Here is a 25,830-nt window from a genome sequence, read left to right as displayed (position 1 = left end):
GCTTTACCTCTCAGGAATAGTCTCACCGGGAATGGCTCACCGGAATAGAAAGTGAAAATTCCTTGGCGGATTGATGATAAGTACCCGTAATATCCACCACCATTTTGCCGTCCGGTAGGGTTTCCATCGTGATGGATATCAGCGTCACTCGCGGCTCCCAACGGCTGATTGCGGTATAGCTGGCCGCCATGACCTGAAGCCTGAGTGCTGGGTTCTGTGGCCAGTCGATCAGTTCAGGCAATAAAGAACCATAGGTACGACGCTCGATACGGCTGCCTACGGGGGTTAATAAAATATCGCTGACGGATTGCCGGACATGTGCCAGATCTGTCAACTCTCGGCCCGTCTGCCGATTCATTCCCAGATACATCATACGGGGCCTCCTGATGTGTCACCGCCTGACCTGATGCCGGTGTGTTTATGGGAATCCACGACCACGCCGTTGGAACTGAATGTGCCCCCGGTGTGTTCAATATTGCCCTTCATTTTGCCGCCGTTGCGCACAATCAAGTTGCCTGTGCTCATTAGCTGTGTACAGATGACTTCCGGTGTATCCAGCGTGATTCTGGTGCTGGCGACACAGGTGATTTCCGGCGCGGTAATATGAGCGGAATCCGATGCAGTCACTGTCGCGGTTTTGATGCCAGTCACAGTTAATGCGCCGGATTGCGGTTCATACTCCATCACAGCACCATCCGGAAACTTGATATGTGTCGCTTCAGGTGATGTTGACGGAGCCGGAAACTCATCTGAAAAAATCGCAGGCAATACAAAGGCGGTGGTCAGTTCTCCGCCTATGGACAGTAATAAAACCTGCTCACCGACACTGGGCGCCCACCATGTGCGGGAATTTCCCGCTCTGGATGTCAACCAGTGCAGCCAGTTGGTTTCAAGATTGCCTGTCGCGACCCGGCACATTCCCTTTGTGGTGTCCACTTGGGTAATGACGCCTGTTCGGATCAGGTTGCGCAATAAGCGCATCAGTTCAGTGAGTTGTGTATTCATGACGTAAGAATGCCATGAAAAAGCAGGCTAGACATTCAACCGGGTTTGTAGGAAGCAACATACAAACCCAGATGAAAAACACTTTTAAATCAATAAAATAAAAAGCCCTCTTCCATAATGAAAAAGGCTTTTCGCTATCTCTTGGATGGGGCTGAAAGGCTTTAAAACAAAACGAGATCATTCCGGCTTACACTGCCGAACAACTTCACGCACATACTGTTGCAGGTAGTCTAATTTGGCTTGGTCGCTGATGATTCCGGCTCGGATATCGTAAATAGTGCGTCCAGCTTTTGCAGTGAGTTCGACTTGGGTTTCATCGCCCACGCTGCGGGAGCCGGTATCTCGGTTTTGGGTGAGCTGACAGGTAGCAAGGTTGGCGGCGGCGATTTGCACCCGCCGATAACCAGCAGCAATGTCAGTACGCAAAGCAGCATTTTCTTCGGTGACATGCGCTAATTTCCCTGAATAATATTCATCCAATTGTGCAACTCTGTTCTGTGCATCCTTCATCTGTTGAATAGTGGCCAACGTTTCCGAACGCGCTTTCTGGTTGATGGCAACGATTTGAGCAGCATGTTGCTGCTTTAAACCTGCCACTTCGCTGAGGAATAGCAAACGGTGCCCCCACCAGCCAAGGCTACTGCCAATCACCAAGCTCACAATTAAAGGTGCTTTTTTCATCGTTCCAATCCCCAACAAACCAGTTCACCTGCATACTACAGTTCTCTCGGCGCTTGATTGATCAGCTCGCTGACAATCTTGGCCGATTTCGATGCAGGCTCTAACTCCAAATTTTCCAGGATGTTTTTCAAGATCAGGGTTCGTTTCATCTGCTCACGACGATTAAGTCGATAGGTCAGGATACCGAGTGAAATGCTGGCAAATGCCCCAAGCACAAAACTCCACTCATATAAAGAAAGGCCGGAAAAAATGGCAGTGGTGCTGGCACAGGCATAAGTTGCGTGACTGTATTTATCCATGCATTCCCCTTAATCCCAAAGCTGGATAATGGGTTTGCTGGCAGCGGGCATGAACTCCGGCATTTCAACTTTCGTTCCATGAGGCAATACCGCGCCAAAATCAGCCAATCCTGGGTTTGCCTGCAATACACGCTCAGTCATTCCCAGCGTACGGCCATAATGACGCCAGCACATGGCATCAACCGTTTCATTTTGTTGTGCGATAACTTGCATACAGTCTCCTTTTTCTTTACAGAAAATAGTCAGTAAATCGGAGAGTTATGATCGAATAATCAGGAAAATGACTCAATGAGATGAGATTGTGAGGAAAGTAGTACAAATGAGCAGCAGTTTGGTTTGTTTCAATAAGCACAAAGGCAGGATATGATTTCCTGCCTTTGTGCTGTTTTGTTTTATTATAATAACGTACCATCCATTGGAGGATATCCGTATTCTGCCGGGTTTAATCTGACAGCCAACTATCATCCTCCCAGACGTTTTGAATAAGTTCCATCATGTGATCATGTTCACTACTCTTTTTGGTTCCTGTCACTCTTACTAAGGTACTGCTGCTGGTTCCAATTCTAAAATGCGTATCAGGATAATGCGGTAATATTCTTTTTTTTAGTTCATTTTCAAGTGCAGACATGACTGCTTCAGAAACATTAGCTCTTTTATCGAAAAGCACTTCTACTCGCATCCTTTTCTCCCGCCAAATCTATTCTTCTATTGAACCTAAATTCCTTAACATGTTGTTACCAGTCACTTCATTATTTAACAGATCACCGTCCTGTTTACTTTGGTAACTATTAAACCTTTTTTCATAAGGTGCAGATAGCTCTGCTATCCAAACCAGTGCCAGCTCTTTGTCTTCGGCATGATTGCATTCGCAGCTTGTTGCCATTCGAGCAATGAAATTGATACGTTGCGCTACCAATGATTCCATAAGAGATTCCACTGATCTATCCGCCTCCATATAAGTAACTGTATATAAATACAGTACACGTAATAATACTAAAATTAAAGTAGTTTTTACCTTTTTTAGTGATTAAATTTGATAGCTAATAACTATTATCTTTTGTTTTAGCAGAAATATTTGCCAGTTTGGTGGATTTTTCCACTATAACAATTCTGTGCCCTGTATAACGCTTTACCTGCCCATCCACCTGTCCATCCGTACAGTTATTGACAGAACTCCAAGAGGAAAATTTTGTGTTTCTTTTATAGACAATCCGCTCTGATGTAGAAGTAGAAACAGCATCTGATTTCGGTACAATGGCCCATTGGTGAATACGTGTGCAGATAAATTCCGCACGAGATAGAAACGGCGATGTCACGCCTTGTATGGAGTGCACATCTTCACCGTAAGGGCTGCCAAACGGAATATGTTTGTAGGATAAGCGAACGACCAAATTATGACGAGCAACCCACGGCCCGCCCTGCGCCAGAATATAAGCAGCCCAATTGCCCTCATCTGCTGCCTGCAAAACCGCATTAATCTTGTGATCAGATAAACGCATTTCCCTGAGACGACGCAATTCGCGCCAAACCGAAACCGGAGCGCCACCAATTTGTTGAAATTGACGAATACGCCAACGGCTCGCCCAGGCAGTCACTGATTTCGCCATATCACGCAGAGATTCGCCAGTTTCATGGTCTTTTTCCTCTTCCAGTGCATAACCATCAATATTTTTAGAAATGTATTTCGCGATATAGCCCGTTGCACTGCCTTTGTTTGGATCAATCACCCTATAATCAAAACGCGCCTTCTTAGCGTCATCGCGCCGTAATTCATCCTGTTCGGCCTGACAGGCGTAATGTTCCAGAATCTCTCTGACCTGCCGCAAATGCTCTGGCAACATGAACAGCACCATATGCCAATGAGGAGTACCATCATGATGTGGTTCCACCACGCGGAAACCAAATAGACTAATTCCTGCACGGGCGATCGCTGCACGAGCTTTTGCCCAGATACCGCATAGATAACGTTGGGTATCACGCGGAGTCGCGCCATCCCAATATTTAACAAATCCGCCTTGATGCTGAACGGCATGATATTTCGCAGGAGCTGTGATGGTATAAAACTCCCCAACACAATTCATTTTATTGGCAACGTCTTCGAAACCACGCATTCTGACCATTAGTTCACAGCGTCGGATCGCGGGATTCGCGTTGCTATGAACAACTGTATCTGCCAATGAAATCCTCTCCCCTTCTTCATTTTCCAAATCAAAATGTTTGAAAAACTCACGATTACGCCGTTTTTGTTCCAGCCATTCTCTCAATGCTTGGCGTGAAACATACGGAGAAGCCGCTTGCTGTACCTGTCCGACAGCAATCGCCATATGCTCAGATTGGATATCACGCAGGCGCTTTAAGCGAAAATACCACCAGCGGGCAGACATCATACGTAACATGCCAGAACAGAGTTGATCGACAGAGGGTGCTTTACGCCCACGATTAAAACGCTGCCAATAAGGGGGATTCGTACCACATTGCAAAGTCAGCTTTGCCAGCAATTGGTATAACCTAGCGACACGGGAAAATAGCTCATTTTCACTGTCAGTAGAGGCTAATGGGTGTTTTTGGGAATGCTCCAAAGAATAGTGCTCATAATTGCCGGAAATAAAAACAGATACTTCATGAGAGAGCTTCAAAAGTTGTTTGCGGTCATATGTCGCCATATTTTCCAGTTGTTCAATAAAAGGAAAAGGCGCTATGCCGGAAAAACAATGGTTGAATTGGTATCTTGCCTTCACCAACTGAAATCGCGGCAAGACATTTTGCCCGACAGTTTTTCTCAGGAAAGAGTTCGCATCACGGCGGCCTGAACGGTTAAAGATATCAACATAACGGCGGCTAAAATATTTCGCCAGAAAATCCGGCATCTGTCCGATATACTGGTGACGCCATTGATGATCTTCCGCGTTGACTTCCCATAATAAACGTTCTGCCATTGAAACACCCTGCGGTATGTTCGGCTGGAACCCCGCAACTTGCTTGCGCTTGGCAATCAGATAATCGCCATTATGTTCATTAGTGGAAAAGTCACTATTCATCAATTTCACCATATTAAGGATGTGTGAGTGCCTGGCGTATCCGTGCCATTTGTTTAAAGCGATATGTTCAGAAAATACGTTTAAAAAGCTGTGCTATCAGGAGATAGTGTCAGGTACTTCGGGAATTGGCTGACAACGACCTTAATATGATTCATTGCTTTGATCAGAGCCTGTTTTTCCTCTTGAGTAAAATGGTTGAATTCACTATCGTGGCGGGAGCGTGGGATGTTCGCCAAATAGAAAATGGCGGATAACGCCCGCTTGTTCTCTTCGTAGTGGCAGTCCCCTTTATCGCGCATATCAGCAAAAAAACGATTTAATTCCTTTTCATCGTCACCCCAGTATGTTGCCCTAATCCTCGACAGATGATTCAATCCTTCCAGCCGCTGGCCGAGGTTAATCTGGGCAAATTTTTCTTTCTCAGTATTCGCCATGTTTTCCTCAACGTTTCCCTACAGAGTTATTCCAAGCTATTTTCCCAACTGCCATCAACACCGTTTCCGAAGAACCTAGATATAAGGTATAAAGATTGAAATCTGGGCGTTCATGATGCAATATCTCTCAATGGTTTTCAGCTTAACCAATCTGGGCTCATCAAAGATCTCAATATGAGAACATTGTTGAGATAATAATATCCATTACCTGTACTGTCAATGAAAAATACCAATATTGAGATAAAAATGGGGGCCGATAGTGGGGGAAGACCTGCTATTGAACGCCTTGTCCGCGCGTATGGATTTAAATCACGTCAGGCCCTAAGTGACCATTTGGGCGTTTCCAAAAGCACAATGGCAAACCGTTACCTTCGTGATAGCTTTCCAGCGGATTGGATCATCCAGTGTAATCTCGAAACTGGTGCTTCACTGCTGTGGTTGAGCACGGGTCAGGGAGAAATGTTTCCAGATGGGGAAAGTGGCAAAAAATCAGAGCGGCTGGAGGATATCATTGCTCCGTCGGTTTCTCGTGTAAAATTGTCAGGCGGTAAGCTAAATGAAACTACCCCTGTGATTTTGGACAGCGAGTTGATTTCCAAGGAACTCAAAAATCCGCTGGTTATTGATGATGGTGCTGCATGGTATCTGCTGGATACTCAGGAAGACAATATTCAGGATGGCTTATGGCTGGTAGATATTGAGGGTATGCACAGTATCAAGAAGATTGCCAAGATCCCAATCAGTAAGATTCGGGTCAGTGATAATGATGTCACTTTTGATTGTGCAATCAGCGACATTCAATTCATCGGCCGCGTAGCTCTGGTCATAACCAGACAATAACGATCTGGCATAAAATGGTTTCCATCAAGGTTATCTCTCCATCAGGATAACCTTGATGGCGTTAAATCATTCTCACACAAAATCTGAATGCCGAAGCCGGTACAGAACATGTTCCCTCAGTGGATGGTTTTCTTCTAATCCGGGGTGCAAGAATGTTTTTTCATCTCTGATCATGCCCAATTTTTTCATGACACTCTCAGAACGGTAATTAGAGATAGTGGTGAAAGCAACGACTTCTTCCAACTTGATTTCCGTAAAAGAGAAATCAAAAACTCGGCGAGCCGCTTCACAAGCATAGCCTTTGCCCCAAAATGGTTTATCGAGCCGCCAGCCTATTTCAACGAAAGGAGAAAATGGAAATTCGATATTGGGGATATTCAGCCCTACAAAACCAATAAATTCAGTACCCCGTTTTAATTCAACCGCCCATAATCCCCAACCGCCCTGTGTTTCAAACTTGCGGATACAGTTATCGATAAACGTATTACTTTGCTCTTTAGTCAGCGTATCAGGGAAAAATTCCATCACTTCGGGATCGCTATTTAAGCGTAAAAAAGGTTCTCTGTCTTCTTCCTTCCAAGCGCGGAGCCATAATCTTTCAGTTTCCAATTTGATAATCACAATGCCTCCTTGAAATTCAGGGAAAATTAATCGGCAATAAAAATAAAAACTGCCGGAAAATAGATATGATTTTCCGGCAGTTTTTATTTTACGAACAAGGATCAAGCGCTGGTTTTAGCTTTTGATTTATCTCCCTGATTATCCCTGATTGAAATCACTCGCTCCACTTCTGGCTTTTTCTTATTCTCAACCTGTTCAGATTGACCAACAAATAGCCCACCACGTCGAATCGACATACTTCCGCAACGACTGATGCCCCGTAATTCTCCATGCTCAAGAATATCCAGTGTTTCCGCACAGCACGCCCCTTCAACATGGCCATCAATGATGATTTCAGGTGCATTAAGCTCACCTTCAACTTTGCCGGCATGCATGATGCGAATGGCGCCACCTTTCACGCGAATATTGCCAATGATCTTGCCCCAGACCTGAATATCCCCTTCCATTTCAATATCGCCCTTGAATACTGAATTTTTTGCAATAATAGTGTTGGGGCGAACTTCAGCATCAGGTAATCTTTTCTCTTCAGGCTTTATGCCCATAACTGGTGTAGTAGAACTGATAGTTGGTGTTTCTGTTTTTTTTCCAAACATAGCGTTTATTCTCAATTTCATATTCGTAAAGTAAAACACTAAGGCTAAAAAAGATAAAATTGCTGTTATGGCACAACTAAGATGGGCGCCACACAGATACAGTCCTAATGTAATCCCCCAAAGGAGCCATACACTGTATAAAAAAGCGTTATCTGAAAAACGATACTTTTTCATTATTTTCTCGTTTTTGTGGTTTTTTCTTATATTTCATCAGCAAATAGATCTATGAATATGCCTTAGCAGGTAATAGAAAAAGGCTGTGAAAACACATCCTAGCATTCTACAAGTATAAAAAACAATCTACGAAGTTATAACAGAGGTATTTATAGCGTTATTACACGGATAGAGTTGGTATTTGAGTTTAACCCTCTGAATTGACATTGGATTATCTCATAAGAAAATCCAGCACGATAAATTTCATTTACTATTTTATTAAAGAAATCATACAACTTAATAAATTCATAACAATGACAAACAAAATATTAATAAATCTATATCATATTACGCCTATGAAAAAACACTTCATGTTCATTGCCTTATATAGCACAAATAATCCGGCTCTTATAGCTATATGGATTATAACCACATTATTTATAACCACTTGATTTATAAAATATAATTTATAACCACATGGTTTATAACTGCGTGACGGATCACTAGAATGAGTAAGATGGATAATAAATAATCAGCTTAAGAAGTGAAATGCATACTTATCGACTCGGATGAGGCATTGGAAATATTTCTCAGCCAACATTTATTTCCATAGAATCCCCGTTATCTGGAGTATTTATCCTACTGACCAACGCCCTTTTTTACAAAAAAGGGCTGAATGAACAAAGACTGACATTAACATTATGGAAATTGGAATTAGGCATCATAGACAAAGCACTAGAATTATACTTTTGATATAGAAAAGAGAAAATGACAATCTGACATGGATACCATTTTTATCTTTAAAAAAATGTTTTTTTTAAAATAGCCAGTGAGTGTTTTAATGTTAACTATTATGAATAGAACATACATCAGAGCAAGATCAAACTCCCTCAGATATTAAAATTTCAACGAATCCATTTTGTTAACTTTTAACATCAATATCAGCATTAATTTAAAAAAATAATTAGTCTACGTTTTAAAATCACCTATAAACCATCATATTTTAATATTTATTCATTACATTAACTATCATGCTACCATGATTGACACCATTATGAAAAAAGTTAAAAAATAATTAAAAATCAATTAATTAAAAACAAAGATCAATCCATCAATGATATTTTTCGTGACTAAAAACTCATAAAAAAAGTAACTCAATAGACTAAACATATAAATATCCATAAATAATTTCAATACTCATAATGCCTTCAAAAAATCACATAGAAATTAGACAACTCAAGACAAAAAAATAAACAAATTATAAACAAATCATTTTTAAGCACAAAAAAACACATGAGAGATAAATTTATATCACAAAACTTTACACTTAAACCTAACACAAATATTTATTTAGATATATAATACCAAAAATGATTTAATTGATGTTACGCATGAAATTTCAAGATCTTTCAATACTGTTTCAGTCCACGCTCGGCTTTATCAACATAATCCGAGTACTATAGGGAAGGTTTTTTTCATCATATATTAATTGATAAAATAAATACACCATGTACTCATCAAAAACAATGATTACTCACGATACGGAAAATTAGGAGTATTAAATGAAAAGGACGACGGGATTAAATCAAAAGAGTATTTATAATATCCAATTAACCATGCCGAATTTCAATATCCTAGAACATAAGCAAAGAGGGCTGTATATTTTACTCGATGGTGAAATGGTATGGAAAGATTGCATCAATACCTATCACACTACATCGAATGAAATCCTTTTTACTCACCCTGGAAGCTATGCCGCCAAAACCAATACGGGAGGTTGTCAGGTATTATGGTTACCATTACATATGGAGTTTCTACGCAGTTTTTTAAAACGTTTTGGGCCATTACTGAGTAAAATAGAGCGACAGGATTTTCCTGCTTATAGGCTGATTCCTTTTAATCAATTTCCCTTACTGACGGAAAGCATCCGCGGGCTAGCCAACTTATTGGCTCATGATTCCCCTCCGGCCTTGATTCAATTAAGAGTTGAGGAATTGCTGCTGTTGCTTTCCTTGGGTAAACAGGGAGCATTGTTAATGTCTGTACTACGGAAGTTAAGCAACCGCCAAGTAGAACGCCTGCAAATATTTATGGAAGCTCATTATCTCAAAGAATGGAGGCTGAATGACTTTGCACGTGAGTTCGGTATGGGGCTAACTTCCTTTAAGGAACTTTTTAACAGTGTCTATGGCACTTCCCCCAAAGCTTGGATCAGTGAACAGCGTATTCTGTATGCACATCAATTATTGCTGAACAGCGAAATGAGTATTGCCGATATTTCATTGGAATCTGGTTTTTCCAGTCAGTCCTATTTCACCCAAAGCTATCGCCGGCGTTTTGGCGGCACGCCTAACCGCGCCAGATATGGTAAAGATTAGTTGATTGATTTATGAACACAAAACGTCAACAACACCTAGTGTTTTATTTAACAGAACAGTTTAACCTTAGAACCTATCCCATTAGGTTATTAGCATAATATTCCATAAACCAAGGCCTTCCAGTTTTATGTAAATCTATTTTAGATCAAACTGAAAAGCCGCAGCCCCGATTTCCGTGAGTACATCATACTTCCTCTGTTTAATAGATCATGGATGATCGTTTTTATCGATCAATCAAGGAAGATTGATCTGTGCAATCCATTGGACGGCAGTATCTCATCTCACATATAGTTATGGTGACTCATCACTATTCAGAGTCTAATCAAACTAGCTCTAAGTCACCACCAGGGTTTTTATATTTGCCGTATCTTTTGGCCTGCGCCCGTGCAGGCTTTTTTTTGCCTCACACCAAAAATCATCAGGCATGGTGAGATGCGTAACTGGGGATGAGTCAGCGCAGCTTTGTTGACTGCGCTTGGAAGAAGGAGGGTATATCAATCTATATGCAAAAGCTCACTCTGAATATTAATCATATCCTGTTCATTAAACTTAATGTTGGTTTTTTCGCCGCTATCAAGCAATATTTTTTCTGCAATAAGATTAGTCAAAGGTGAAATAATATTGAAATGGTCTCCACCTTCAATAGAGTAGACATGCAATGGAATGCTTTTATCTTTAGCAATTTGCTTCATTTCATCAAACTCCTGCCAATAGGCGTTTTCTCCCTCAAAATAAAAAGTAGGTGATTTTATTGAAGTCAAAAATGTGCGCGGAGAACGCAACTCAAACTCTTCTGGGTTATTCTGGTCAAATGGCACTGCAACCGAGATAGGGGCGTATTCAAGGCGCAAACGCAGATCAGGAATTCCCCCCATTGAAAAAATAGCCCTGAATCCTTTGGTATATTCGCTGGCCAATAATGCACGGGTTCCACCTGTACTGTGCCCTACCAAATAAATCCGTTCAGGATCTACATAAGGAAGTTTCGCAAGATATTGCCGAGCAGATTCAATGTCGCGCATCTCACCATAAAACATATCATAATGCCCAGGATTGGCATTTTCACCACGAAAACTAGGTATCATCAATACCAGATCATCACGCCTGAATGCAGATGCCGATTGATCATTACCATAAGGATGTTCAGACCAAAAATAATCATCATTACTGATACCGCCATAGCCTCCAATCAGCCAAATTACTGCGGGATATTTATTGCTATTATCCTGAGGCCGTGCACTGAGAAATGCGGCCATATTTCCATCTTCAGCAGGGTAGTATACCAATGAAAAAATATCTTTCGGCGGAACAGCGGGTTCGCCATCCCCAACAAAACTTTCATCAACAATATTGGTTTTAAATTTAGTATGGGCCTCAGCATAATCGTCTGCACGTAAATTAAAGCTGTAACTTTCTTCATTACATGCAATCAGTAAAAAACTAAAGATAACGGGGATAAGTTTAAGACAACTACAAGTTTGCTTCATAAAAATGGCCTTAATATCTACTTTTTACTTCCTTGTTAGGGGGAGTTGAATGTTTAGCGCTCCCTTGTATCATATCGCTTTACTCTTTGAAATATCCATGGTTCCTAAATTTAAGCAATTAATAAATAAACCATCTAGATAACAATTCATAATTATGCTACACATAGACTCTTTCAACTCATTGTTATACATGTAATTATGAGTGCATGAGGTGTAGCGCTATTTTGGAAAGTTATTTAGATAAAACAATCTAAAAACATTAGCATTATTTGAGAAAAATAAAGAGATAAAATAATTAATAAAGTATGCCTATGGTTTATTTTTCCCTTAAACCCATAAGATCATGATTAACTATATATTCAATATAAAACCCTTGATTAATTTCACATAGCCCACCGCCTGCAAGCCATATTAAAATAGCTGGCAGGCACGATACTAAAAAGAAAAATAAAATTATGTCGATAAAAATCAATGCGATTCGTGATCTTTTTTCTCGCTATCCGCACTTTTTCTCGCTATCCGCACTATAAAAAATCGTACCCAATTTTATTTTTTCACGACCACTGGACAGGCGATGCCGATTAGTATCCCTGAGGGAATAAACACAACCACAATATTCCTGCTGATAGAACTCTTCACGTTTGCTGATTTCTATCATACGGGAAGAGCCGCCTCCTTTGCGCCAGTTATATTCCCAGTACGTTAATTCAGGATAATGAGAAGCTGCGCGGACACCACATTCATTAATTTGCTGCATATTTTTCCAACGGGAAATACCCAACGAACTGGTAATCACAGGGAAACCATGTTCATGGGCATACAGTGCTGTTCGCTCGAAACGCATATCAAAACACATTGTGCAACGAATACCGCGCTCAGGCTCATTTTCCATTCCTTTCGCGCGTTCAAACCAATTATCACGGTCGTAATCAGCGTCAATAAAGGGGATACCCATCTGCTCTGCAAAACGAATATTTTCATCTTTGCGCAGTTCATATTCTTTTAGGGGATGAATATTCGGATTATAGAAAAATATCGTGAAGTCAATTCCTGAAGCCAACATTGCTTCCATCACTTCCCCAGAACATGGCGCACAACATGAGTGCAACAGCACTTTATTGTGCCCATTTGGCAGTGGAAGCGGGTTACGTTCATAATTCAACGACATAATTTCCCTTTCTGTGTTTATTGAACCGCCATTTTACCCTTTTCTTCTGCCTTACGACAATCTTTGTAAAGACAATCAAGCTTCCTGTACTTCTGGCAGAACCCGTCCACCATCAACAATAATTGTTTGACCAGTAATATACTTCGCTTCATCGGACGCTAGAAAACAAGCAGCATAGCCGATATCTTCAGGTGTACCCAAAACCCGCATTGGGGTTGTATCTTTCATATGACTGAGGACATCATCGCCAAACGCCTGTAAACCTTCGGTCAGGATCATGCCCGGCATAACGGCATTAATGGTGATACCCTGACCCGCATATTCCAGCGCAGCACTGCGCATGAATCCCAATTGCCCAGCTTTACTCGCACCATAGTGACTGTAGCCCGAAATGCCCGTTACCTCCCCAGTTATTGAGGAAGTGATAACAACACGCCCGTAGCACTGCTTTTCCATGACATTCAACGCAGCTTGCACTAAGAAAAATGTCCCCTTAAGGTTGACGGTATGCACTAAATCCCAATCTTCAACGGTCATGTCTTTAAGATAATGTTGTGGAAAAATACCTGCATTGGAGCAAAGAATATCGAGTCTGCCATATTTCTCAACAATCTTATCAATCGTGTTTTTACATGCAGCCTGATCCGTAACATCAAGAGAAATAAAATCAACCTCTAACTCTTTAGCAATTGCTTCCCCTCTTACCTTGTCAGTACCTGCAATAATGGTAATAGCCCCAGCTTGCTTCAACACTTTTGCAATGCCCTTGCCAATACCTTTGGTTCCTCCTGAAATAAAAGCAATTTTTCCCGCTAAATTAAACATAACCGTTTCCTTTTATATTAATTGATAGTGTTTTCTATTAGATTAAATCTAATTTTTCAATATATATTAAAATAGTTACCAAAGCAATATTAATAAATGAAATTAACGTATTAAAAAACATAAAATAAAATTATTTACATTAAAAATTCAAATAAAACACACAGTATCAACTTAACCTATTTTAGCTATGTATTAGTATAAAAATACTCATCTCATATTAACATGACATTGCTTATTTTTCTGTCAGCCACTATTTTTAAACAACATAACAATGTGAGATGAAAAATATGACTCTCGATAATTCACTCTTAAATGAATATGCTGGCACCGCATTATCACCGATTTTATTTCTCAAAAGAGCCGTATTAAGCAATGGAGATGATATTGCCATCATCGATGGTAAACACCGTTGGACTTGGCGCCAATACGCCAATCGTTGTGAAAGTATTGCTATCTCACTTCAACAAATGGGGGTTGATAAAGGTAGCGTAGTATCTGCCCTTTTACCCAATACCCACGAATTGCTTGAATTACACTTTGCAGTCCCTTTGGCTGGTGGCATTCTCAATGCTCTCAACACCCGCACAGATACAGCCACATTAAATTTTATCTTTGAAAAACTCAGCCCGAAAATATTATTTATTGATAGAAGTTATCTCTCACTATTAGATAATATCTCTTTCAATAATCCAATTGAAATAATTATTGTTGATGCAAATAATTCAACTATTCCAATATCCATGCCTGAACATGAATTCCGTCCTTATGAATCACTGATAACCAAACACGCATCAAAGCCCCTGTCATTTGTCCAAATTGACGAACAGGAAGCTATCAGTATTAATTCGACTTCCGGCACCAGCGGACAACCTAAGCTGGTCGTTTATTCCCACCGTGGTGCATTTCTTAATGCCATTTCCAATATCTTAGATTGGGATATGCCCAAACGCCCTACCTTTTTATGGACTCTCCCCATGTTTCACTGTAATGGCTGGTGCTTCCCGTGGACAATTGCGGCGCGAGCTGGCACACACATCTGTATGCGGAAATTTGATGCAGAGGAAGCCACGCAGCTTATGCAAGAACATAACATAACGCATTATTGCGGTGCCCCGATTGTTCACTATTCTTTAGGCAGAACAGTACAAAAGTATGGGAAACATTTTGGTGGTCGCGTTTATGGTCTTATTGCAGGTGCTCCACCGACAGAAATGGTGTTTTCTCTACTGGATGCCGTCGGCATCATTGTGACACATGTCTATGGGTTAACCGAGACGTATGGGCCTGTTGTTGTTTGTGAAAATAAGCATGAATGGAAAGATCTGCCAAAATCAGAAAAGACCTTAAGGAAAATGCGCCAAGGGATCGTTTCCAATTTACAGGGGCAAGTGAGTGTTATCGACGAAAATAGTAGATTAGAAGTTCCTTTTGATGGCAAAACTATGGGAGAAATCGCCATTCGTGGGAATATGTTGGCCTCTTACGATCCTGTACGTCACGTCACGCCGGAAACCACCAGCCAATGGTTTTATACCGGAGATTTAGCCGTTGTCGATCCTGATGGCTATATCAAAATCATCGATAGAAAAAAAGATATCATTATTTCCGGCGGTGAGAATATTTCCAGCCTTGAATTAGAGAATGCCTTGTCCAGTTACCCCGGTGTTTTAGCCGCAGCTATCGTCGCAAAACCTGACCCGTATTGGGGAGAAGTCCCCCATGCCTTTATTGAACTCGACGCAAATACGTCAGTGACAGAGCAAGAGTTAAATGACTATATTTGCACGATAATAGCACGGTATAAACGTCCAAAAGGGTATACTTTTTTAACCTTACCCAGAAATGCCAATGGCAAAATTATAAAAGATCAATTGCGAAAGCGTGTCAGAGATTGAACTACCAAAATAAAATCAATAACTATAACCCAATAGATTTCAAGTTGCGGTGCGGCGGCAATGGGATATCAGTTTTTGATTACTTTGTAGAAAATTATTTTGGTTTAGCTATTCCAATTATCAACGTGATAAAAACACAGGAAATATCATTAGATTACTTACGTAAAAACCACCATTTTGTTGCACCTAAATTCTATTTAAAATTAGATAAAAATAGATCTCTTTACGATAATTTACTTTTAAATATTAAATAACATTTAATAAAACCCCCTATCTCATTGCGAATGATTTTAAAACTAACAGGGCATGAGATAGGTTTAACATCATTAAAATGATGAAACCGTCTGGAAATAATAATATTTTCATTTTATAACAATCAATTGCCTGATAAACCCTCATCTGGTTTTTGAATACATAATCATTATGTTATAATTTCTCTTCCAATCTTTAATTAATTTAGCATATGCAATCATAATAAAAAATTATATGTTTTGTTGAATTATATCAGCATGTAACTTCTGACAGGTTTTAGAAAAACAAACTATCTTTAAATAAGATAAATAGTTCATTTGTTGATGAGTTTATTCAATTTAATGTATTGTCCATTATGTAACAAATACTTATTTTATTTATCACGTAATGATTCCATTCCAATAAAACAGCCCGTTCAACTATCAGAGCGAATTTTAATAACAATTAAATTATGAGCATTTACAATATTAATTACCCTCTTATGATTTATCGCATCATTTTTATTACAGAAATATAATAAACAGACACCATGAAACAATTAAAACAAATATGATTGATAACAAATACGATTTAAATACAATTTAAAATAACTTTATCATTATAAATTTATTTTATTGAAATACTCTTTTTGAGGTTTGGCTTATATAATGTTTTGTTATTATATAGTCCGTAAGCAGCTTACAAGATGAAGTGTGGGCCCAGTGTTTATGTTGGTCGCTTATAAAATATGCCAATCACATTAACTAATGAGGATACTGTAATGAAAAATATTGATATTATGTTAGCAATAAAAGCTGAAGAAATTATGAATGATTATGGTAAACTTAGCAAAGATATAAATAAGCCCGTCACACTTCATCCATCAACTCTTTATAGTAGATATATCCGTGTGTTACCTGAAGATGACAAGATTGTTACCGTTGATGATGAGCTTAATATCACGGTTAAAGCTAATATAGGTGATCTTGTTCGTTGGAATGTCATGACATTAAATATTGATTCAATATACTCTGCTGCTGTAATGAGAATGTCGCCAATGGATATGAAATTAATGGCGATGAGATCAATGAAAGATGATGTCGTTACAATGATGGATCCTCCCATCGTAGAACATGTTATGAGATTCATGCCTAAAATTAATATGGCAGGCTCATTAAATGTAGATATTCAGGAAATGGAAGATTACCACTGGATGACTAAAATCAATGATCTGCCTTGTGTTGGTACCGAACGCACCATGTTCTATGAGTGTGTTATCGCCATCTTTAGAGAAACTACTCTAATGGGCTATATTTCTATGGAACCCGGTATTATTTTGAACAACAAAATGATCATCTCTTAACAAAAAATTTTGATTTCATTTATATTTTTATAGGTCGCGCTGTGCGCGGCCTTTTTAGCATCGGTAAACTGATCCCACTACTTGCCAATTGCCCCATATGACAATACATTGCGCAAGCAGCATCAATCAGGGACATCGCAATAGCAGCACCGCTACCTTCACCAAGACGTAAATCTAAATGCAAGTAAGGTTGCAAGTTCAAATACTGCAACGCCAGTACAGCCCCTTTTTCTGCCGATATATGGGAAGGGATACAATAATCCCGTGCAATAGGTGATAACTGACAAGCCGCCAGTGCTGACGCATAAGATAAAAAACCATCAAGCACAATAGGTACACCAGAAGCGGCGGCCCCCAGAATCACTCCTGTCATGCCCACAAGATCAAATCCCCCCACTTTTGCCAATACATCAAGGGCGTTTTTACTATCCGGCCGATTGACGGCAATGGCTTGCCGTACAATGGATTGTTTGTGCGCCAGCCTCTCAAAAGGAAAATTCGCGCCCACTCCAACTACTTCACTGGGATCACTCTCTGTCAGAACACTGAGAACCGCTGCCGCCGAAGTCGTATTGGCAATACCCAGCTCTCCCACGCCAAACACCGTCACTCCCGCCGCAATACGCTGCTGCACCAGTTGTGCGCTTGCCAGCAATAGCATTTCAGCCTGCTCATAATTCATCGCTGCCCCTTGGGCAATATTGCCGCTCCCTCGGGCGAGTTTGAGAGACAATAGATGTTCAATGGGATCACAATCAATGCCAATATCTACAGGCAAAACATGAGTTCCGCTGTTTTTCGCCAACACACAAACGCCCGTTAATCCCTTCAGCATATTGCGTGCTTGTATAGCTGTAACATTTTTCGGCGAAATGGCCACGCCTTCGTCATAGACACCGTGATCAGCACACATCACAATGATCTCTTTTTGCAAATTTTGCAGGTTCATAATGCCTGACATCCCGGACAGTTGTATCGCCAGCGTTTCAAGCCGTCCCAAACTTCCCTGCGGCTTGACCAGACTATCAATGTGCCGTGCCGCTTTTTCCATATTCGCCCGATTTAAAGGCTGAATTGCATCAATCAAGGATTGTAGTGTCATGCTTATCCTTCCGGCCAATATTCAGTCTGAGCATTGAATACACGCAAAGTGATAAACCCCGCGTGATTATCAACAATACTGTAAGCTCCCTGTTGGAAGGGAAAAGACCACATGGCGGTTATCGGCAGTTTGAGTAATTTGGCAAGCAACAATCCCAAAACCCCCTGATGCGCAACAATCAAATGATTTGCCGAAGCCGTAGCAGAGCACAATTCCCCAGTGTATTCCTCCACTCGTTCTGCAAAATGGCTGAACGATTCTCCTCCAGTCGGGCAACCATTTTGCCAATCCGCCAGCCAGCGCAACCAAGCCTGTGAGTCTGCTTTAGCGATGTCTTCATGATGGCGCAGTTCCCATGCCCCAAAATCCAATTCATTGAGACGGTAGTCACTATCTATGTTTGGTGGAGAAAATCTGCTGGGTGGAAAAAGTATGCTGGATGGAGAAATGATTTGTGCTGTTTGTTGCGCCCGCTGCATTTCACTACAGTGGATGGATTGGAACGTTATGTTTTTCAACGCGATGGCAATCTGCTGTGCCTGCTTCGTCCCCGTTTCCGTCAAGGGCAAGTCGGTTTTACCACAAAAGACACCATCAATATTGGCTTGTGTCTGCCCATGCCGAACGAGAAAAAACCGCATCTGATTATTCTCTCCACATTTATTTTATTTATTGCCAAATCATTGCCAACAAAAAAATGACTTCCCCTGACTCAATTGAAGCTCCCAACGTATCACCAGTTTGTCCGCCAAGACGATAATTGAAATAGAGAGTAAGCCCATACACCACGAGCAGTGTCACCAGCATTGCAGATAAACCTTGCCAATCACCTAATGTCATCACCAATACTGCCCCACACAATAAGGTCAGCACTGTAGAAGAAGAAGTAATTCGGCCAATATAGCAGCTTCCCATTCCCTCACCTTCACGGGCATAACGTTGCGCATACATCGAAATCACTACCGTTGTGCGTCCGACAATCGGTCCACAGGTCAACAAGGCAAGCAAGTAAAGAGGAGGATGGTAAGAGAGTTCAACGATTGCCAATGTTTTGAGGAAAATACAGAAAATTAACCCAACACCGCCATAAGTCCCAAGTCGGCTATCACGCATGATCTCCAGCATTTTTTCTCGCTGGCGGGCAGAAAAAATCCCATCACAGGTATCCGCCAATCCGTCTAAATGTAATCCTCCCGTCAACAGAGCCAATGCCAGTACATAACCGATAGCGCCGATATACATCCCCCCGCCCGACTGACTGATCGAGAGTGATATCAAGCCAGCCAGACCACCGACAATCAAGCCAATCAGTGGAAAACTGGGAACACCGCGCCCATATTGGGAAAAACCGACGCCCTCTGCCCATTTCTCAGGGATGGGAAGCCGTGTCATAAACTGTACTGTGGCCCAAAAGAGATTCAGTTTCACTTAATCTTTACTCCAATACCTGAAACCGTCAGCCAGACCTCTTTAGCCGCCCGCGCCAGTTTTTGGTTGGCACGTCCAGCAATATCGACAAAATGGCGTGCCAGTCGATTTTCAGGTGTAATCCCCATCCCCAATTCATTGGTGACCAAATACACCGGCATCGGACACATCACACTGGCGTCAATCAGATCATCAAGCTGATGGTGGATAAACACCTCCAATGAGGTGAAATCAAGCTCATCAGGCGATGCGCCATCCGATAAGTCAAACAGCAAATTAGCCATCCATGTTGTGACGCATTCCAGTATAACGCCCTCTTGAGGTTGGCGATGCTGGCGGATAACAGAACCTAAATCCTGATGGCCTTCCCAAGTCCGCCAATGTGCCGGACGTTCCTGCTTATGCCGTTCAATACGGGCAGCCATCTCTTCGTCGGTGACCTGTGCCGTGGCGATATACAATACCTGCTTGCACTGTTCATAAATCAACCGTTCAGCGTGGGCACTCTTTCCACTGCGCGCACCACCAGTCACCAAAATCATGGCGTGGCCCCATCACGCGAGACTCCATCACACAAAACTTCAGCACGCAATTCACCACACAATGCACGCCTTTCTCTCAACAATTCGTGCTCACGCATTAATTGATAAATTCGCCCCATATCCAGATGTTCACGCATACTGGCGGCCAAAATATTGAACTGTTTTTCTTTGTGCTGAATGTAGTTGAAAGCTACATTTTCCAGTGGAGCGCAGCCCTTGCGCATACGAAGCTGATTCAACAGCGGACGGGTGAAAGTATTTTGATCAAACAAACCATGCAGATAACTGCCCACCACCGAACCATCCTGAGCAACCGCACCATCAAACCAGATTTTTTCCTCACCATTGTACAAATGCATTCTGGCGAAAGGCGTTGCCTGCTTACCAAGCCGCGTAACTCCCATATGAATTTCGTAGCCCGTAATCGGCTGTTCGTTACATAAATTCAGTATGCCTGATAACGCAGGTATCACAACGCCCCTGACCTGTGCAGTCTGCTTTTCGCTGGCGAATTGGGTTTCGACATCCAATAATCCCAATCCTATCATTTGGGTTAAGCCGGATTCCACCTCATCCACAATCTGTTTGCCCAACATTTGGTAGCCACCACAGATCCCGATAATCGGGACTTCTTTCTGATGAGCGCTGATAATCGCCTGATCAAACCCTTGAATTTTTAACCATGCCAAATCGCCCAAGGTATTTTTGCTGCCGGGAAGAATAATCAGATCGGCGCCCAGAAGCTCAGAAGGCTCGGAAACATAACGCAGATGCACATCCGGTTGAACCGCCAGCGCATTGAAATCCGTGAAATTGGCGATATGAGGATATTGAATGACGACAATATCCAGATAATCCCCTGTTTTTTGTTCCCGTTGATCATATTTTCCCACCTGTAAGGCAACGCTATCTTCATCTTCCAGATCAAGATCCAGCCACGGCAAAACGCCCAATATCGGCATTTGAGTCAACGCTTCGATCTGATCAATGCCGGATTGCAGCAACGCCAGATCGCCGCGGAATTTATTGATGATCACCCCCTTGACCCGGGCTTTTTCCTCAGGCTTAAGCAAAGCCAGTGTGCCGTAAATAGCAGCAAATACGCCCCCACGATCAATATCCGCCACCAGAATCACAGGAGCATCCACCAACTCAGCCATGCCCATATTGACGATATCTCGGTCACGCAGATTGATCTCAGCCGGACTGCCTGCGCCTTCCAAAACCATGATGTCCGTTTCTGCTGCAAGGCCGTTATATGCTTCCAAGATCTGCTGGAGCAATTGGGGTTTATACTCGTGATATTCCACCGCATTCATGCTGCACATCACTTTCCCCATAAAAACGACTTGTGCCTTGCGATCGCTGGTGGGCTTCAATAACACAGGATTCATGCGCACGTCCGGCGCAATCCCCGCCGCTTCTGCCTGAAATATCTGCGCTCGCCCCATCTCTTTGCCATCCGCAGTAATGCCGGAATTGAGCGCCATATTCTGCGATTTAAAAGGGGTACAGCGATGACTGTCCTGCGAGAATATCCGGCAAAATCCCGCTACCAGCACACTTTTTCCCACATCAGACGCTGTTCCCTGAATCATCAGCGATAATGTCATTGTACGTTCTCCCTTGTTTCACAAAGACGAGTTTTACGAAGACGAATTTCACGAAGACGAATTTCACGAAGAATAGAGAAAAGTTCCTGCTCTGTCTTACACAGAGGCAAACCGGCTTCGCTGTGTACTTTCACCAGCCACGGTTGCGCCAAACCCGCCTGTTCAAGCTGTGTTTTTTGCCGCAGCACATCCTCCGGTTTACCGGAACTGATCATTTCTCCATTCGCCAGTACATACAAACCATCACAGATCTGATAAATCAAATCTATGTCATGGCTGGAAATAATAATCCGCTTCCCTCCAGCTGCAATCATGCCAATGATTTCCAACATTTGCTGACGACCCGCGGGATCAAGCCCCGCCGTTGGCTCATCCAACAACAAATAATCAAACTCCATAACCAATGCCCCCGCAATGGCTACACGCTTTTTCTGCCCAAAACTCAAGTATTGAATGGGTTTGTTGCGGAAAGCATGGGCATCCACCAGTGTCAGCGCATATTCGATCCTGCGTTGGATTTCAGTTTCATCGACACCCAAATTACGCAGGCTAAAAGCAAGATCGCTTTCGATATCGGTATAAAAAATTTGGTGGTCGGGATTTTGAAACACGGTGACGACATGCTGACGTAAAGCCATCAAGCCTTTTTTGCTATAGTCCAGCGGGGCATGGTTCCACCAAACTGCCCCTTGTTGCGGGCGCAAAATCCCAGTCAGGCTCATCAGCAAAGTCGACTTACCACAACCATTCGCTCCAATAATCCCAGTGATTTGATGACGGCTGAAATCAAGGGTCAAATTTTTCAAGATGAGTTCATCTTGATAACTGAAATGCAGTGCCCGTGTTTCTAACGTTGTCTTTAACATAAGCATTCATCTCCCTGTTTTCTTCTAACCCATCTTCTATAGATGAAAATCGCCCTGATATAGCTTGAGTTCCAGCGCTACACTCATTTGCTGATAACGGCTTATCACCCGGGAAAACAGCATACTCACTAACATCGCCAGCGATCGGTAACTGGTTCGTAAGGATCGATAACCAAACCGCAATGACTGCGCATGATGGATCGCCACCGCTTCTTCCAAAAAGATAAAAATAAAGCGCCATGTCAGCAGGATTTGTTCGATCAACAAATGAGGAACACGGCAAAATTTGAGTAATTTGATCATCTGTTCAAAAGGCATGTTCATCATGAACCAGAACGTTGCCGATAGCGCCGCCAGACTGCGCCAGAGTGTCTGGTTAGCTATCTGCACACCTTGTGGATCAATGCCGAACCAATATTGCCCGACTTGAAATCCCCACAGCAGGCTGTCCGGCTGCGGGCTTGCAGACAATACGATGGCAATCAGGCCAATCCCCAGAAAACCCAAGGGGATCAGCAGCCATTTCAGGTAACGCAACATACTGATCCGCAACAGGTAGCAGGTAAACATGGCAAGCCCCAGTACCAACATGGCCTGCCATAGCGGAGAAAGCACCATCGCCAATGTCATCAACAGGAGATACAGGGCGAATTTCGCCCTGGGATCTTTGTCACGCCAACGGCTCTGGTAACTGAGTTTATCAATTCCGATCATGATCTTTCCGACTGCGGCGATAATAACCAAGAATGTAGAAAATCACGGCAGTGCCCAGACTCCCCTGTAAGGTGAACAGCAGACTTTCGATTTCGCCGCTGGCTGGTTTATACAAGGATTCAAACCATGGCGTATAATTCGGTGCAATTTCCATGATTTGTGCTTCTGCCTGACCATCCGCCCCGCCAAACTCCCCGCCGTGGTCAATGAAAAATGGGATAATGCACAATGCCGCAACGAGGGACAGTAATATCAATGTCTTTTTCATCTTCAACACTCCTTAGAAACTGCGAGCCTGAATTAATTGTCTTTTGACGAGCTGGTCGTAAATCAGTACGGTCAGTAACCCTTCGGCCACCGCAATCGGTAGCTGGGTTACGCAGAAAATACCCATGAATTTGAGGATAGCCGCGCCCATGCCCAGTTGTGGATCAGGGAAAGCGACGCCCAACTGAACGGATGTGACGGCATAAGTGACAATATCGGCCATAAAGGCACAGAAGAAGACACCAACATCTTTGCGTATCCCGATTTTGCAGGAGAAACGCCATACCAGATAGCCCACCAATGGGCCAATCACCGCCATCGACATACCGTTCGCGCCCAAGGTGGTGATCCCACCGTGTGCCAACAGTAATGCCTGAAACAGTAGGACAATTGCGCCGAGTACCGCCACAACAGAAGGGCCGAATAAGATCACCGCCAATGCGACCCCCGTTGGATGGGAGCAACTTCCGGTAACAGAGGGGATTTTCAATGCCGAGAGAACAAAAATAAATGCGCCACACAGTGCCAGCAAAACTTTCTGGTTACTGTCTTCCTGCACAATTTGGCGTAATCTTACCAAGCCTGCCGCCAAACAGGGCAGAAAAGCCAGCCACCATGCCACCGCCCACATCGGAGGTAAAAATCCCTCCATGACATGCATAGCGAAAGCCTCTTGTGGCGCCAGTGCCAAAAGCAGTGCGATAGCCGCACCAGATAACGAAAACTTCGTTAGTTTCTGTTGCATAACTCACCTCGATAATTGCCAGTTTTTATTAATCAAAATCGTTGAAAAATACGATAGCTCCTGCTCGCCGAGGGATAACGTGGCGAGATCGCGCCAACACTGTTCTGTTGGCAAAGTGGCATCCGCCATCATCAACGCATGTTTCAGTAAATTATGGCGATGCAGCAGATCACGTATCAGGGCAAAACGCGAATAGACTTTCATCAGGACAATACAATCATGATTCAGCAACGCTTGTTCTAAGGCTGTTTCAGAAACCGTACAGGAAATGACTGCCAACGTTTGGTCTTCCATCGCCAATGGCATCGCACTCACTGCGGCAATGGCCGAAAATGAGGCAATCCCCGGTACAATTTCCAGCCACGGAGGAATTTCCGTCCGTTTCGACATCATCCGTTCCAAAAGAAATACCCACGTACTAAACAACATGGGATCGCCCAAAGTGATAAAACCCACTTTCCTGCCATTAGCGACGTCTTCTTCCAAGGTTTGCGCCACGTCATTCCACACCGATTCTTTTGCAGCTTTGTCAGCTTTCATTAAAAAATGGTAAGTACAAACTTTGGTTGTCGGCGAAAGGTATTCTTCGATGATGAAGTGGGCGAGGCTTTGGGCGCCTTTTTTACCTGTCGGGGTATAAATCACATCAAGCTCACGGAGAATACGTGCCGCCCGGACGGTAATCAGGTCACTGGCACCAGGGCCAACTCCCATGACATACAGTTTTCCAGCCTTTACTTTTACGTTCATCAGGCTTTCTCCTCATCATTCAGCGCATAAGCAAGGTGATCCACAAACATCTGCCTAATCATTGGATTTTCACCCAATCCCTGTAACCAAGGGACTGCGGTAATGCCCGCTTTCTCCAACTGCGATTTCCAAGACCCTTTTTCATTTGAAGCCATATCATTGATGGCATGATCCCCTGCCACCAGCATCAGTGGCATCAGGTAAACTTTCTGAATTCTTTTTTCTTTTAATCCCTTGATGATCAACGGGAGTTCAGGATAACTTTCCACCGCACCTACACGCGCCGGAAAGTGGTAATGGCTCATTAGGTGATCCAAACAGGCGTAGGCAGAAAAAGCATGGTGTGTTGTGCCGTGCCCCATAAAGACGACACACTCATTCTCAGCCAACCGCGGAAGCTGTTGTTGTAGCGTCCGCATCAATTGCACGTAGTCGTTAAAATGACTCAGTAACGGAGCACCCAATACTAACCGTTTAAAGCGGGGCCGAAATCTCTCTACCTCATGCAGCACTTTTTCATATTCATCTCCCTTGATGATATGCAGGCATTGAACAGCAACGTCGCTATAACCAGCGTGATGCAGTCTGGTTAACGCTTCATGGGGCGTATCAATGTGGATACCATCGCGCTGACGCAATTTGCGAATGATCATGCCAGAGGTAAATGCCCGAAATAGTTCCCTGTCCGGAAAAACTGACGCCAATCGCTGCTCACAGGCTTCAATATTGTTTTTTAGCGTTTCTGGATAACTGGTTCCGAAACTGATCACCAATAGTGCTTTTTTCATCTCG

General features: G+C 42.7%; 29 protein-coding genes. 4 read left to right on the top strand and 25 right to left on the bottom strand.

Features of this window, described 5'->3' with window-relative positions; genetic code table 11:
* Positions 1-22: 22 nt before the first annotated feature.
* The 9 genes from H8A87_RS15530 to H8A87_RS15490 all read right to left on the bottom strand — a co-directional run bounded on the left by H8A87_RS15530 (position 23) and on the right by H8A87_RS15490 (position 5,457).
* Positions 23-373 (bottom strand): GPW/gp25 family protein, encoded by a 351-nt coding sequence (locus tag H8A87_RS15530; protein WP_198690843.1) that lies wholly within the window; start codon positions 371-373, stop codon positions 23-25.
* The gene (locus H8A87_RS15525) at positions 370-1,005 is read right to left on the bottom strand and encodes a phage baseplate assembly protein V (protein ID WP_198690842.1); all 636 of its coding nucleotides are present in this window, start codon (positions 1,003-1,005) and stop codon (positions 370-372) included. The genes H8A87_RS15530 and H8A87_RS15525 overlap by 4 nt, the downstream gene beginning before the upstream one ends.
* A 177-nt stretch (positions 1,006-1,182) precedes the next feature.
* Positions 1,183-1,686: a lysis system i-spanin subunit Rz gene (locus H8A87_RS15520; RefSeq protein WP_198690841.1), complete on the bottom strand. Its 504-nt coding sequence runs from the start codon at positions 1,684-1,686 to the stop codon at positions 1,183-1,185.
* A 35-nt stretch (positions 1,687-1,721) separates the two neighbouring features.
* A complete protein-coding gene (locus H8A87_RS15515; protein ID WP_198690840.1) occupies positions 1,722-1,985 on the bottom strand; it encodes a hypothetical protein in 264 nt (87 codons plus the stop codon).
* Positions 1,986-1,994: 9 nt separating this feature from the next.
* The gene (locus tag H8A87_RS15510; RefSeq protein WP_198690839.1) at positions 1,995-2,198 is read right to left on the bottom strand and encodes a tail protein X; all 204 of its coding nucleotides are present in this window, start codon (positions 2,196-2,198) and stop codon (positions 1,995-1,997) included.
* A gap of 229 nt (positions 2,199-2,427) precedes the next feature.
* The gene (locus H8A87_RS15505) at positions 2,428-2,664 is read right to left on the bottom strand and encodes a DinI-like family protein (RefSeq protein WP_198690838.1); all 237 of its coding nucleotides are present in this window, start codon (positions 2,662-2,664) and stop codon (positions 2,428-2,430) included.
* Between the two features lie 18 nt (positions 2,665-2,682).
* Positions 2,683-2,910: a hypothetical protein gene (locus H8A87_RS15500; RefSeq protein ID WP_198690837.1), complete on the bottom strand. Its 228-nt coding sequence runs from the start codon at positions 2,908-2,910 to the stop codon at positions 2,683-2,685.
* 115 nt (positions 2,911-3,025) lie between these two features.
* Positions 3,026-5,023 carry a replication endonuclease gene (locus tag H8A87_RS15495; protein ID WP_198690836.1) on the bottom strand — a complete coding sequence of 666 codons (1,998 nt, stop codon included), beginning with the start codon at positions 5,021-5,023 and terminating at the stop codon, positions 3,026-3,028.
* An 80-nt stretch (positions 5,024-5,103) separates the two neighbouring features.
* The gene (locus H8A87_RS15490) at positions 5,104-5,457 is read right to left on the bottom strand and encodes a DUF5347 domain-containing protein (RefSeq protein WP_198690835.1); all 354 of its coding nucleotides are present in this window, start codon (positions 5,455-5,457) and stop codon (positions 5,104-5,106) included.
* Positions 5,458-5,676: 219 nt separating this feature from the next.
* Here H8A87_RS15490 and H8A87_RS15485 point away from each other — a divergent pair, with 219 nt between their 5' ends.
* Entirely contained in the window at positions 5,677-6,297 is a 621-nt protein-coding gene (locus H8A87_RS15485; RefSeq protein ID WP_232370287.1) for a phage repressor protein CI, read from the top strand.
* 72 nt (positions 6,298-6,369) lie between these two features.
* On the opposite strand, the gene H8A87_RS15480 is transcribed toward H8A87_RS15485, so the two are convergent.
* Positions 6,370-6,918 carry a GNAT family N-acetyltransferase gene (locus tag H8A87_RS15480; protein WP_198690834.1) on the bottom strand — a complete coding sequence of 183 codons (549 nt, stop codon included), beginning with the start codon at positions 6,916-6,918 and terminating at the stop codon, positions 6,370-6,372.
* A 101-nt stretch (positions 6,919-7,019) separates the two neighbouring features.
* Positions 7,020-7,685, bottom strand: a complete 666-nt coding sequence (locus tag H8A87_RS15475) for a bactofilin family protein (protein WP_232370286.1) — start codon at positions 7,683-7,685, stop codon at positions 7,020-7,022.
* Positions 7,686-9,226: 1,541 nt separating this feature from the next.
* Here H8A87_RS15475 and H8A87_RS15470 point away from each other — a divergent pair.
* A complete protein-coding gene (locus H8A87_RS15470; RefSeq protein WP_198690833.1) occupies positions 9,227-10,042 on the top strand; it encodes a helix-turn-helix transcriptional regulator in 816 nt (271 codons plus the stop codon).
* 494 nt (positions 10,043-10,536) lie between these two features.
* Here the strand turns inward: H8A87_RS15470 and H8A87_RS15465 are convergent, their stop codons facing one another.
* The 3 genes from H8A87_RS15465 to H8A87_RS15455 all read right to left on the bottom strand — a co-directional run bounded on the left by H8A87_RS15465 (position 10,537) and on the right by H8A87_RS15455 (position 13,522).
* Positions 10,537-11,529 carry an alpha/beta hydrolase family protein gene (locus tag H8A87_RS15465; RefSeq protein WP_198690832.1) on the bottom strand — a complete coding sequence of 331 codons (993 nt, stop codon included), beginning with the start codon at positions 11,527-11,529 and terminating at the stop codon, positions 10,537-10,539.
* Positions 11,530-12,025: 496 nt separating this feature from the next.
* Positions 12,026-12,697: an epoxyqueuosine reductase QueH gene (locus tag H8A87_RS15460; RefSeq protein WP_198690831.1), complete on the bottom strand. Its 672-nt coding sequence runs from the start codon at positions 12,695-12,697 to the stop codon at positions 12,026-12,028.
* Positions 12,698-12,772: 75 nt separating this feature from the next.
* Complete coding sequence (locus H8A87_RS15455; RefSeq protein WP_198690830.1) at positions 12,773-13,522, bottom strand: SDR family NAD(P)-dependent oxidoreductase; 750 nt, start codon at positions 13,520-13,522, stop codon at positions 12,773-12,775.
* Between the two features lie 287 nt (positions 13,523-13,809).
* Between H8A87_RS15455 and H8A87_RS15450 the strand changes: the two genes are divergently transcribed.
* Together H8A87_RS15450 and H8A87_RS15445 are read left to right on the top strand one after the other, a co-directional pair.
* Positions 13,810-15,417 carry an AMP-binding protein gene (locus H8A87_RS15450; RefSeq protein WP_198690829.1) on the top strand — a complete coding sequence of 536 codons (1,608 nt, stop codon included), beginning with the start codon at positions 13,810-13,812 and terminating at the stop codon, positions 15,415-15,417.
* Positions 15,418-16,429: 1,012 nt separating this feature from the next.
* Positions 16,430-17,011 (top strand): AidA/PixA family protein, encoded by a 582-nt coding sequence (locus tag H8A87_RS15445; protein WP_198690828.1) that lies wholly within the window; start codon positions 16,430-16,432, stop codon positions 17,009-17,011.
* A gap of 19 nt (positions 17,012-17,030) precedes the next feature.
* On the opposite strand, the gene cobT is transcribed toward H8A87_RS15445, so the two are convergent.
* Genes cobT through cbiK form a run of 11 tightly spaced genes read right to left on the bottom strand, consistent with a single transcriptional unit; the run spans position 17,031 to position 25,826 of the window.
* Positions 17,031-18,113: a nicotinate-nucleotide--dimethylbenzimidazole phosphoribosyltransferase gene (cobT, locus tag H8A87_RS15440; RefSeq protein ID WP_198690827.1), complete on the bottom strand. Its 1,083-nt coding sequence runs from the start codon at positions 18,111-18,113 to the stop codon at positions 17,031-17,033.
* 2 nt (positions 18,114-18,115) lie between these two features.
* Entirely contained in the window at positions 18,116-18,754 is a 639-nt protein-coding gene (locus H8A87_RS15435; protein ID WP_198690826.1) for an adenosylcobalamin/alpha-ribazole phosphatase, read from the bottom strand.
* Positions 18,755-18,782: 28 nt separating this feature from the next.
* Complete coding sequence (gene cobS / locus H8A87_RS15430) at positions 18,783-19,541, bottom strand: adenosylcobinamide-GDP ribazoletransferase (protein ID WP_198690825.1); 759 nt, start codon at positions 19,539-19,541, stop codon at positions 18,783-18,785.
* Complete coding sequence (gene cobU, locus H8A87_RS15425; RefSeq protein WP_198690824.1) at positions 19,538-20,083, bottom strand: bifunctional adenosylcobinamide kinase/adenosylcobinamide-phosphate guanylyltransferase; 546 nt, start codon at positions 20,081-20,083, stop codon at positions 19,538-19,540. The genes cobS and cobU overlap by 4 nt, the downstream gene beginning before the upstream one ends.
* Positions 20,080-21,696 carry a cobyric acid synthase gene (locus H8A87_RS15420; protein WP_198690823.1) on the bottom strand — a complete coding sequence of 539 codons (1,617 nt, stop codon included), beginning with the start codon at positions 21,694-21,696 and terminating at the stop codon, positions 20,080-20,082. The genes cobU and H8A87_RS15420 overlap by 4 nt, the downstream gene beginning before the upstream one ends.
* On the bottom strand, positions 21,693-22,562 hold the full coding sequence (locus H8A87_RS15415) for an ATP-binding cassette domain-containing protein (RefSeq protein WP_198690822.1): 870 nt from the start codon (positions 22,560-22,562) through the stop codon (positions 21,693-21,695). The genes H8A87_RS15420 and H8A87_RS15415 overlap by 4 nt, the downstream gene beginning before the upstream one ends.
* Before the next feature lie 36 nt (positions 22,563-22,598).
* The gene (locus H8A87_RS15410; protein WP_198690821.1) at positions 22,599-23,276 is read right to left on the bottom strand and encodes an energy-coupling factor ABC transporter transmembrane protein; all 678 of its coding nucleotides are present in this window, start codon (positions 23,274-23,276) and stop codon (positions 22,599-22,601) included.
* Positions 23,263-23,544, bottom strand: coding sequence for an energy-coupling factor ABC transporter substrate-binding protein (locus H8A87_RS15405; protein ID WP_198690820.1), 282 nt, complete (start codon positions 23,542-23,544; stop codon positions 23,263-23,265). Before H8A87_RS15405 ends, H8A87_RS15410 begins: the two co-directional genes overlap by 14 nt.
* Positions 23,545-23,556: 12 nt before the next feature.
* Positions 23,557-24,288, bottom strand: coding sequence for a cobalt ECF transporter S component CbiM (gene cbiM, locus H8A87_RS15400; protein ID WP_198690819.1), 732 nt, complete (start codon positions 24,286-24,288; stop codon positions 23,557-23,559).
* A 3-nt stretch (positions 24,289-24,291) separates the two neighbouring features.
* The gene (locus H8A87_RS15395; protein WP_198690818.1) at positions 24,292-25,038 is read right to left on the bottom strand and encodes a cobalt-factor II C(20)-methyltransferase; all 747 of its coding nucleotides are present in this window, start codon (positions 25,036-25,038) and stop codon (positions 24,292-24,294) included.
* Positions 25,038-25,826: a sirohydrochlorin cobaltochelatase gene (gene cbiK / locus H8A87_RS15390; protein WP_198690817.1), complete on the bottom strand. Its 789-nt coding sequence runs from the start codon at positions 25,824-25,826 to the stop codon at positions 25,038-25,040. The genes H8A87_RS15395 and cbiK overlap by 1 nt, the downstream gene beginning before the upstream one ends.
* Positions 25,827-25,830 lie beyond the last annotated feature (4 nt).

Source organism: Xenorhabdus lircayensis (assembly GCF_016306625.1).
In the GTDB taxonomy this organism is placed as follows: Bacteria; Pseudomonadota; Gammaproteobacteria; order Enterobacterales; family Enterobacteriaceae; genus Xenorhabdus; species Xenorhabdus lircayensis.
This window is presented reverse-complemented; position numbering and strand designations above follow the sequence as displayed.